The sequence below is a fragment of the Salipiger sp. HF18 genome, assembly GCF_011806505.1.
GTDB classification, from domain to species: domain Bacteria; phylum Pseudomonadota; class Alphaproteobacteria; order Rhodobacterales; family Rhodobacteraceae; genus Salipiger; species Salipiger thiooxidans.
Genome location: NZ_JAATOS010000156.1, coordinates 1 through 8,358 on the forward strand (window position 1 = coordinate 1; position 8,358 = coordinate 8,358).

10 protein-coding genes are annotated in these 8,358 nt (G+C 67.7%); 7 read left to right on the forward strand and 3 right to left on the reverse strand.

All coding sequences use genetic code 11. From position 1 onward, the window contains the following. On the reverse strand, window positions 1-679 hold a 679-nt coding region (locus HC022_RS13890), incomplete at its 3' end, for a shikimate dehydrogenase (protein WP_167452840.1). A gap of 128 nt (window positions 680-807) precedes the next feature. On the opposite strand from HC022_RS13890, the gene HC022_RS13895 reads away from it, so the two are divergent. Next, window positions 808-1,473, forward strand: coding sequence for a TetR/AcrR family transcriptional regulator (locus HC022_RS13895; protein WP_008886097.1), 666 nt, complete (start codon window positions 808-810; stop codon window positions 1,471-1,473). Window positions 1,474-1,490: 17 nt separating this feature from the next. Here HC022_RS13895 and pcaQ read toward each other — a convergent pair whose 3' ends face one another. Further along, window positions 1,491-2,405, reverse strand: coding sequence for a pca operon transcription factor PcaQ (pcaQ, locus tag HC022_RS13900; protein ID WP_167452841.1), 915 nt, complete (start codon window positions 2,403-2,405; stop codon window positions 1,491-1,493). Window positions 2,406-2,552: 147 nt separating this feature from the next. Between pcaQ and pcaD the strand changes: the two genes are divergently transcribed. Genes pcaD through HC022_RS13925 form a run of 5 tightly spaced genes read left to right on the forward strand, consistent with a single transcriptional unit; the run spans window position 2,553 to window position 6,050 of the window. Continuing rightward, window positions 2,553-3,341 (forward strand): 3-oxoadipate enol-lactonase, encoded by a 789-nt coding sequence (pcaD, locus tag HC022_RS13905; RefSeq protein ID WP_167452842.1) that lies wholly within the window; start codon window positions 2,553-2,555, stop codon window positions 3,339-3,341. After that, complete coding sequence (gene pcaC, locus HC022_RS13910; protein WP_008884538.1) at window positions 3,334-3,720, forward strand: 4-carboxymuconolactone decarboxylase; 387 nt, start codon at window positions 3,334-3,336, stop codon at window positions 3,718-3,720. Before pcaD ends, pcaC begins: the two co-directional genes overlap by 8 nt. Next, window positions 3,717-4,442, forward strand: a complete 726-nt coding sequence (pcaH, locus tag HC022_RS13915; RefSeq protein WP_167452843.1) for a protocatechuate 3,4-dioxygenase subunit beta — start codon at window positions 3,717-3,719, stop codon at window positions 4,440-4,442. The genes pcaC and pcaH overlap by 4 nt, the downstream gene beginning before the upstream one ends. A 27-nt stretch (window positions 4,443-4,469) precedes the next feature. Then, entirely contained in the window at window positions 4,470-5,162 is a 693-nt protein-coding gene (locus tag HC022_RS13920; RefSeq protein WP_167452844.1) for a protocatechuate 3,4-dioxygenase subunit alpha, read from the forward strand. Window positions 5,163-5,213: 51 nt separating this feature from the next. Continuing rightward, window positions 5,214-6,050, forward strand: coding sequence for a 3-keto-5-aminohexanoate cleavage protein (locus tag HC022_RS13925; protein WP_167452845.1), 837 nt, complete (start codon window positions 5,214-5,216; stop codon window positions 6,048-6,050). A gap of 9 nt (window positions 6,051-6,059) precedes the next feature. Here HC022_RS13925 and HC022_RS13930 read toward each other — a convergent pair whose 3' ends face one another. After that, window positions 6,060-6,959, reverse strand: a complete 900-nt coding sequence (locus HC022_RS13930; protein WP_167452846.1) for a helix-turn-helix domain-containing protein — start codon at window positions 6,957-6,959, stop codon at window positions 6,060-6,062. A 55-nt stretch (window positions 6,960-7,014) separates the two neighbouring features. Here HC022_RS13930 and pobA point away from each other — a divergent pair, with 55 nt between their 5' ends. Then, entirely contained in the window at window positions 7,015-8,193 is a 1,179-nt protein-coding gene (gene pobA, locus HC022_RS13935; RefSeq protein WP_008884192.1) for a 4-hydroxybenzoate 3-monooxygenase, read from the forward strand. Window positions 8,194-8,358 lie beyond the last annotated feature (165 nt).

An 8,358-nucleotide genomic window follows, 5' to 3' on the forward strand; every position in this document is an offset into this window, starting at 1 on the left:
CGGGCGCGATGAGATCCGCGTCGATGGCCATGCCGGGCAGCTTGGCCATGCCCATGGGGGTGGCGTTGACGATGCCGCAGGGCCGGTCGGAGGCGAAGAGCGCCGCCAGATCGGTGGTCGCGCCGGCCTTGCAGCCGGGGCGGTTGCCGGCGACGAGCGCGGCCAGCGCCTCGGCCCGGGCGGCGTCGGTGTCGAAGATCGTGAGCCTTTTTACCCCGCAATCGGCCAGCGCATGGGCCACCGCAACACCGGCACCACCGGCGCCGAGCAGCACCGCGTGGCGGGTATCCGCCCCCTCGAGCCCGCGGCGGAAGCTTTCGGCAAACCCCCAGAGATCGGTGTTGTGGCCGATGCGCTGCCCGTCGCGGAACACCACGGTGTTCACGGCGCCCACCGCGCGGGCGTTGTCGCTCAGCTCGTCGAGCAGGCCGATGACCTCGATCTTGAACGGGTAGGTGATGTTGAGCCCGTCGAAGCCCGCGGCTTCGGCCGCGTCCACCATGGCGGGCAGCGTCATCTCGGCGCGCTCCGGCGCGTCCATGTCGAGCTTCTTGTAGACCGTGAAGAGCCCCTGTGCGCGGGCCTCGGCCATCTGCATCAGGGGGGTGCGGGAAAGCTGGATGCCCCGGCCGATGAGACCGGCGAGCAGGCTGTCTTCCCGTGCGGATGCGATTTCCAAACCGGCCTCCTCCCCTTGGCGCTGTCTGATGGGATGCGACAATGAACCGTGCAGTTAATTTCGTCAAGACAATTGAACCAGCGGGTTAAAAATGTAGGATGGAGGTCAGAGGAGACCGGGGAACAGCCATGGAAAAAGCAAGCAAACCGCGGAGTTGGAAGCAGAACCCCGAGGCCGTGCGGTCGGACATCCTGCGCGTGGCGCGGGCCGAATTTGCGCGGCGAGGGCTGTCGGGGACGCGAATCGAGGACATCGCGGCGGGGACGAAGACCTCGAAGCGGATGATCTTCTACTACTTCGGCGACAAGCAATCGCTCTACGAGGCGGTGCTCGAGGACTGCTACTCCGAGGTCCGCGCGGGCGAGGCCGAGCTCGATCTCGAGGGGCTGCCGCCGGAACAGGCGCTGCGCCGGCTGATCGAGTTCACCTTCGACCACCACCGCAGCAACCCCGAGTTCATCCGCCTCGTGATGATCGAGAACGTGCACGAGGCGCGGCACATGGAGAAGATGAAGCGCCTGCACGACCAGAACATGCGCGCGATCGGCGTGGTCGAGCGCATCTGCCAGGCCGGGCGCGAGTCCGGCGTGTTCCGCGACGACGTCTCGGCGCTGGCGCTGCACTGGCAGATCTCGGCGCTCAGCGTGTTCAACGTGGCGAACCGGGCCACCTTCTCGACGAACTTCGGCACCACGCTCTTCGAGGAAGACGGGCAGGACCTGCTCCGCCGGACCGCGGTGCGCAGCATCCTGTGCTCGGTGCTGGCGCGGCCCGAGAGCTTCGATCCGACCTGAGCCCACTGGCCCGGGCCTCAGAGCCCGAGCTGTTCCACCGCCGAGGCCACCGCGAGCCGGAAGATCTGGGCTGCGGGTGGCGCGGCCTCGTCGGGGCGGGCCATGAGTCCCACCGGCCCGTTCGAGATCGCGGTGTCGAAGGGCAGGCGGGCAAGCTGGCCGTCGGCGATTTCCTTCCCGACCACCCCCGCCGCGATGATCCACACCGCGTCCGAATTCGGCACGTAGCGCCGCCCGAAGGCGCCCGACACGGTCTCGAGCCGCCGAGGCAGCGCACCGACCCCGTGCGCGATCAGAACCCTTTCCGCCAGCGCCCGGATCGCCGCACCCTCGGGCGGGAAAATCACCGGCCAGTCGGCGATGCGTCGGATGTCGGGCTGCGCCAGCAGCGGGTGACCGGGGCGCACGACGAAATCGAGATGCTCGTTGTAGAGCTGCGTGAATGAGATGTTCTGCATCGTGTCCGGCGCCCCCAGCCGGCCGATCACCAGGTCGATATGCCCGCGCCGCAGCAGGTCAATGAGATAGCCGTGCGGGCCGTCGATGATCCGCAGCGTCACGTCGGGCGCGCGCTCGAGGAACTCCTCGGTGACCAGCGGCATCAGCCGCGCCGCAACCGAGGGCAGCGAGCCCACGGTGAACGAGGTGCTGCCCTGTCGGCCGAGTTCCTCGACGCCGGCGATGCCCTGGCGCAGCGCGGCAAGGCTCATCTCGGCGAAATGCAGGAAAACCTCGCCCTGCGGCGTCAGCGCGATGCCGGCGCGGTTGCGGGTCAGCAGCGGGTGGCCGAGGATCTCTTCCAGCTCGCGCAACGTCTTCGAGATCGCGGGCTGGGTGACGAAGAGCTGCTCGGAGGCGCGCTTGAGGCTCTTCTGCCGCACGATCTCGACGAAGCTCTGGATGTGCCGGAACTTGATGCGGGTATCGAGCACGGGATGATTTCCATTCAGGTTAAGTATTCCGGCATATATCTCATTTTACTTGGGGCAATCAATATGTGTAACCTGTGACCGAGGCGGCCCATGCGGGCCGGGAGACGACGGAGGCACCACGGCGCCTCCACGGCAAGGGGGGCAGTCATGCAGGTTCTTGAGGCAAACGGCATCGCGTTGCACTGGCGTGAGGACGGCGATCCCGCCGGGCGGCCGGTGGTCTTCGCCAACTCGCTCGGCACCGATCTGCGGCTCTGGGACGCGCTGCTGCCGCTGCTGCCCGAGGGGCTGAGCTTCATCCGCTTCGATCTGCGCGGCCACGGGCTCAGCGGCTGCCCCGAGGCGCCCTATGACATGGAAACACTGGTCTCGGACGCCGAGGCGCTGATCGATGCGTTGGCGCTCGAGGCGCCGGTCTTCGTCGGGCTCTCCATCGGCGGCATGATCGGGCAGGGGCTGGCGGCGCGCCGTCCCGACCTGCTGCGCGGGCTGGTGCTGTCGAACACCGCCGCCAAGATGGGCGAGGCCGGGATGTGGCAGACCCGGATGCAGGCGATCCGCGACGGAGGCCTCGCAAGCATCGCCGACGCGGTGATGGAGCGCTGGTTCGCGCCCGCCTTCCGTGCATCCGACGAACTTCCGGCCTGGCGCAACATGATGATCCGCACCCCGCAAGAGGGCTATCTCGGTTGCTGCGCCGCCATCGCGGACACCGACCTCGCGGTCTCGACCGCCGGGCTCGGCCTGCCGGTCCTGGGCATCGCGGGGGCCGATGACGGCGCCAGCCCGCCGGAGTTGGTCAAGGGCACCATCGACCTGATCGCGGGCGCGCGCCTCGAGGTGATCGAGGCGGCGGGACATCTGCCTTGTGTAGAAAAGCCGGATGCTTACGCGACCATCCTCACGCAATTTCTGAAGGAGATCGGCCATGCCTGATCGTTTCGAAACCGGCATGGCGGTGCGCCGCAGCGTCCTGGGCGATGCCCATGTGGACCGCGCCGAAGCCGCCAAGACCGAATACGACCTGCCGTTCCAGACCCTCATCACCGAGAGCGCCTGGGGCAATGTCTGGGCCTCGGATGCGATCCCGCGCCGCGAGCGCTCGATGCTGACGCTGGCGCTGCTCGCCGCGACCGGCAACTTCGAGGAAATTTCGATGCACGTGCGCGCGGCCACCCGGACCGGTGCCTCGCGCTCGGACATCATGGAGGCCTTCCAGCACGTGGCGATCTACGCCGGGGTGCCCAAGGCCAATCACGCCATCAAGCTCGCCAAGCAGGTCTGGTCCGAGCTGGACAAGGGAGAGGACGCATGAGCCAAGCAGAATTCTACCAGAGGGACCGCGAACGCCACCCGCCAGCGCTGACGCCGGACTACAAGACAAGCGTCGCAAGAAGCCCGCGCAATGCACTGATTTCGCTTCAGCAATCGTTATCCGAGATCACCGGTCCGGTGTTCGGGCACAATGACATCGACCCGATCGACAACGACCTGATCCACAACTACGCCAAGGCCGGCGAAAGCGCCATCGGCGAGCGGATCATCGTGCACGGCCGGGTGCTGGACGAGAACGGCCGCCCGGTCGCGGGCACCCTCGTTGAGGCGTGGCAGGCCAACGCGGGCGGGCGCTACCGCCACAAGAAGGACACCTATCTCGCGCCCATCGACCCGAATTTCGGGGGCTGCGGCCGCACCATCACCGACGAGAACGGCTACTACTTCTTCCGCACCGTGAAGCCCGGCGCCTATCCCTGGCGCAACTGGGTGAACAACTGGCGCCCGGCGCACATCCACATGTCGATCTTTGGCACCAGTTTCTCGCAGCGGCTGATCACCCAGTGCTACTTCGAGGGCGACCCGCTGATCGCCAAGTGCCCCATCGTCAAGACGATCCCGACGCAGGACGGCATCGACAGCCTTGTCGCCGCGCTGGACCTGAACGCGACCATCCCGCTCGATTCCATCGCCTACAAGTTCGACATCGTGCTGCGCGGACGGCGCTCGACCCTGTTCGAGAACCGTCTCGAAGGCAACTGAGGCAAGGTCGGGGAAAGGATCGATTCCATGGCACAAAAGCTTGATTACCTGAAGGAAACGCCTTCTCAGACCGCCGGACCCTACGTCCATATCGGCCTTGCGCCGGGGGCTGCGGGCTTTGACATCTACCGCAGCGAACTGGGCTGGGACATCGCCGGTCCCAACGCCGCCGGAGAGCGCATCCGCGTCGAGGGCGTGGTCATCGACGGCACCGGCAACCCCGTGAAGGACGTGCTGATCGAGGCGTGGCAGGCCAATGCCTCCGGCGTCTACGCGCACCCCGAGTCCGAGGGCGCCGGGGGGGCGGGTTCCGGGGGCGGGGGCGGGGTCACCCCCGTTTTCGAGCCGGGCGAGGGGGGCTCCGCCCCCGTAAGGCGGGGCCCGGGGAAGGCCCGCCGCAAGCTCGGCACCGGCCCGCTGCACGAACCCGCCAATGCGGGTGGCGACTGGCTCGGGCGCGCCGACGAGGCGCATGAGGACATGGCGCCTCACATCAACCTCTGGATCGTCGCGCGCGGCATCAATATCGGGCTCAACACCCGGGTCTATTTCGACGACGAGGCCGAGGCCAACGCCAAGGACCCGGTGCTGAACCTCATCGAGTGGCAGAACCGCCGCCCGACGCTCATCGCCAAGCGCAGCGAGCGGGACGGCAAGGTGGTCTACCGCTTCGACATCCGCCTTCAGGGCGAGAACGAGACCGTGTTCTTCGATATCTGACGACCTCGCCCCATCCCGGTGCCGGGGTGGGGCCTTTCGGGAGGAGCTACCATGTCGAAACCCTGCATCATCTGCGTCGCGATCACCGGCTCTCTGCCGACCAAGGACAACAACCCGGCGGTCCCGATCACCATTTCGGAGCAGATCGAAAGCACGCAAGAGGCGTTCGAGGCCGGGGCCACCATCGCGCATTGTCACGTGCGTGACGACGAGGGCAAGCCGACCTCGGATCCCGAGCGCTTCGGGCGTCTGCTCGAGGGGCTGCGCCGGCATTGTCCCGGCATGATCGTGCAGCTCTCGACCGGCGGGCGCTCGGGGGCTGGGCAGGCGCGCGGCGGCATGTTGCCGCTGAAGCCCGACATGGCCTCGCTCTCGGTGGGCTCGAACAACTTCCCGACGCGGGTCTACGAGAACCCGCCCGACCTGGTCGACTGGCTGGCCTCGGAGATGGTCGAATACGGCGTGAAGCCCGAGATCGAGGCCTTCGACCTGAGCCATATCCTCAGGGCGCACGCGATGTGGCAGGCGGGCCAGATCGCGGCGCGACCCTACGTGCAGTTCGTCATGGGCGTGAAGAACGCCATGCCCGCCGACCGCGCGGTCTTCGACTACTACATCCACACGGTGAAGCGGCTCTTCGGCGAGGATGCGGCGTGGTGCGCGGCGGGGATCGGGCCCAACCAGATCGTCCTCAACGACTGGGCGATCTCGGCCGGCGGTCATGCCCGCACCGGGCTCGAGGACAATGTCCGGATCGACCGCGACACGCTGGCGCCGTCGAACGCCGCACTCGTGCGCCGCGCCGCCGAACTCTGTGACCGCTACGAGCGTCCCGTCGCCGACTGGCGGACTGCACGCAGCATCCTCGGGCTGCCGCAGGCGGCCTGAGCCTGAGCCTTAGCCCGCCGCGCGCTCGCCCGACACCCGCGCGCGGTAGGCGCTTGGCGTCTCGCCCATGCGGGCGCGGAAACGGCGCGAGAAATAGGGCGGGTCGGCGTAGCCAAGACGGTAGCCGACCTCGGCCACCGGCAGCCGGGTGAAGGCGATGAGGCGGCAGGCCTCGGTCATCACCGCGGTCTCGAGATAGGCGGTGAGGCTCATCCCCGCGGCGCTGCGCACGATGCGGGTGAGGGGCCCGGTGGGGACATGCAGCGCCGAGGCGTAGTCGCGCGCGCTCCAGCCTTGTGCCAGACGCTCGGCGATCAGCGCGTCGAGCCGCTGCATCTGGCCACCGGCGTCGCGCGCCGCGCTGCGGCCGGCGCTGCCCTCATCGGCGAGGGTGGCCAGCGCGGCGTGGGTCAGGGCCACCAGCCGCTGCGCGCGAAACGTACCATGTGCCGCGTAGCAGCGGGCGATCTCCTGCAGCAACGCGCCCGCCGCGTCGCTGACCCGGCCGCGCTGTGGCGCGCCGAGCCAGTCCGCCAGCGCCGGCGTCTTGGGGCCGAGCCTCGAGACCACGGGAGAGGGCATCGACAGCACCATCCCCTCGGTCCCGCGGGTGAATTCGAACCCGTGCACGATCTGCGGCGGAACGTAGAGATAGCCCCCGGATTCAAGGCGCTCCGAGCCGCCATCCAGCGTCACCTTCGCGGCGCCCGAGACGATCTGGAAGATCTGCGCCATCTGCCCGTGGCGGTGCGGGGTGATCACCCAGTCATGCAGTCCGGCGCGGTCGAAAACCGCCTCGCAATGGATCACGTCCGGAAAGGCCGTGGTTTCCCCGAAGAGGTTGAAGATGGGAATATGCGCCGTTTCGTGCATGCCCGAATTGTACCATCCAATGTCGCCCTCGTCCATTCGTTCCGCGCCCGCGCAGAGCTAGTCTGCAATGCGTAAACGGGAGGATTCGCGCATGACCACACTCACCACTCAGGTCGCCATCATCGGCGGCGGGCCGTCGGGGCTCTTGCTGTCGCAGCTGCTCAACCGGGCAGGGATCGAGACGGTGATCCTCGAACGCTCCACCCGCGCGCATGTGCTGTCGCGGATCCGCGCGGGCATCCTCGAGTGGGGGACGGTCGAGCTTCTGCAGGTGGCGGGTGTCGATGCGCGCATGCAGCGCGAGGGCATCCCGCACGACGGCTGCTACATGACCGACGACGAGCGCGTGGTGCACATCGACTTTCTCGAGCTCACCGGCAAGCGGGTCATGGTCTACGGCCAGACCGAAGTGACCGCAGATCTCTACGCAGCGCAGGATGCGATGGGCACCACCGTGCTGCACGAGGTGTCCGACGTCGAGATCCTCGATCTCGACCAGCCGCGCTCGGCGGTGGAGTTCACCCACGAGGGCACCCGCAAGCGGCTGGAATGCCTCTATGTCGCGGGATGCGACGGCTTCCACGGGGTGTCGCGCAAGACCATCCCCGAGCACAAGCGGCAGGAGTTCGAGCGCGTCTATCCGTTTGGCTGGCTGGGTATCCTTTCGGAAACGCCGCCGGTGAACGACGAGCTGATCTATTCCAATTCGCGCCACGGCTTCGCGCTGGCCTCGATGCGCAACTCGAACCTCGTGCGCTACTACGTGCAGGTGCCGCTGACCGACAAGGTCGAGGACTGGTCGGACCAGCGTTTCTGGGACGAGTTCAGCCGCCGGATCCCCTCGGAGGCGGCGGGGCGGCTGATCACCGGGCCGTCGATCGAGAAATCCATCGCGCCGCTGCGCAGCTTCGTCTCCGAGCCGCTGCGCTGGGGCAACCTGTTCCTCGTGGGCGACGCGGCCCACATCGTGCCGCCGACCGGGGCCAAGGGGCTGAACCTCGCGGCGTCGGACGTCTACTACCTGCACGACGCGCTGATCGAGGCACTTTCGGGGCGCGGAACGGCGGGGATCGACGCTTATTCCGAAAAGGCGCTGTCGCGGATCTGGAAGGCGATGCGGTTCAGCTGGCAGATGACGCTGATGCTGCACCGCTTCGACGACGAGGACGCCTTTGCCGCGCAGATGCGGCGGGCGACGCTGGACCACCTCGCGCATTCCGAGACCGCGCGCCGGGATCTGGCCGAGAACTACATCGGCCTGCCGTTCTGACCGACCCCGGCAAGGCGAATGAGGCCGCAGCGATCTGCGGCCTCGACCCTTTTCAGGCGTTCAGGCCGTTCCGATCCGGGTGATCTTGCCCACGAGCTCGATGCCCACGGCCAGCGAACGCGCCGTCGCCATCAGCATCTGCGGCAGCACCATCCATTCAAGGCT

Excerpts from the sequence above, each read along its gene's own strand:
- HC022_RS13895 (WP_008886097.1), top strand. The coding sequence starts at position 808 with ATGGAAAAAGCAAGCAAACCGCGGAGTTGGAAGCAGAACCCCGAGGCC.
- pcaD (WP_167452842.1), top strand. The coding sequence starts at position 2,553 with ATGCAGGTTCTTGAGGCAAACGGCATCGCGTTGCACTGGCGTGAGGAC.
- pcaC (WP_008884538.1), top strand. The coding sequence starts at position 3,334 with ATGCCTGATCGTTTCGAAACCGGCATGGCGGTGCGCCGCAGCGTCCTG.
- pcaH (WP_167452843.1), top strand. The coding sequence starts at position 3,717 with ATGAGCCAAGCAGAATTCTACCAGAGGGACCGCGAACGCCACCCGCCA.
- HC022_RS13920 (WP_167452844.1), top strand. The coding sequence starts at position 4,470 with ATGGCACAAAAGCTTGATTACCTGAAGGAAACGCCTTCTCAGACCGCC.
- HC022_RS13925 (WP_167452845.1), top strand. The coding sequence starts at position 5,214 with ATGTCGAAACCCTGCATCATCTGCGTCGCGATCACCGGCTCTCTGCCG.
- HC022_RS13930 (WP_167452846.1), bottom strand. The coding sequence starts at position 6,959 with ATGGACGAGGGCGACATTGGATGGTACAATTCGGGCATGCACGAAACG.
- pobA (WP_008884192.1), top strand. The coding sequence starts at position 7,015 with ATGACCACACTCACCACTCAGGTCGCCATCATCGGCGGCGGGCCGTCG.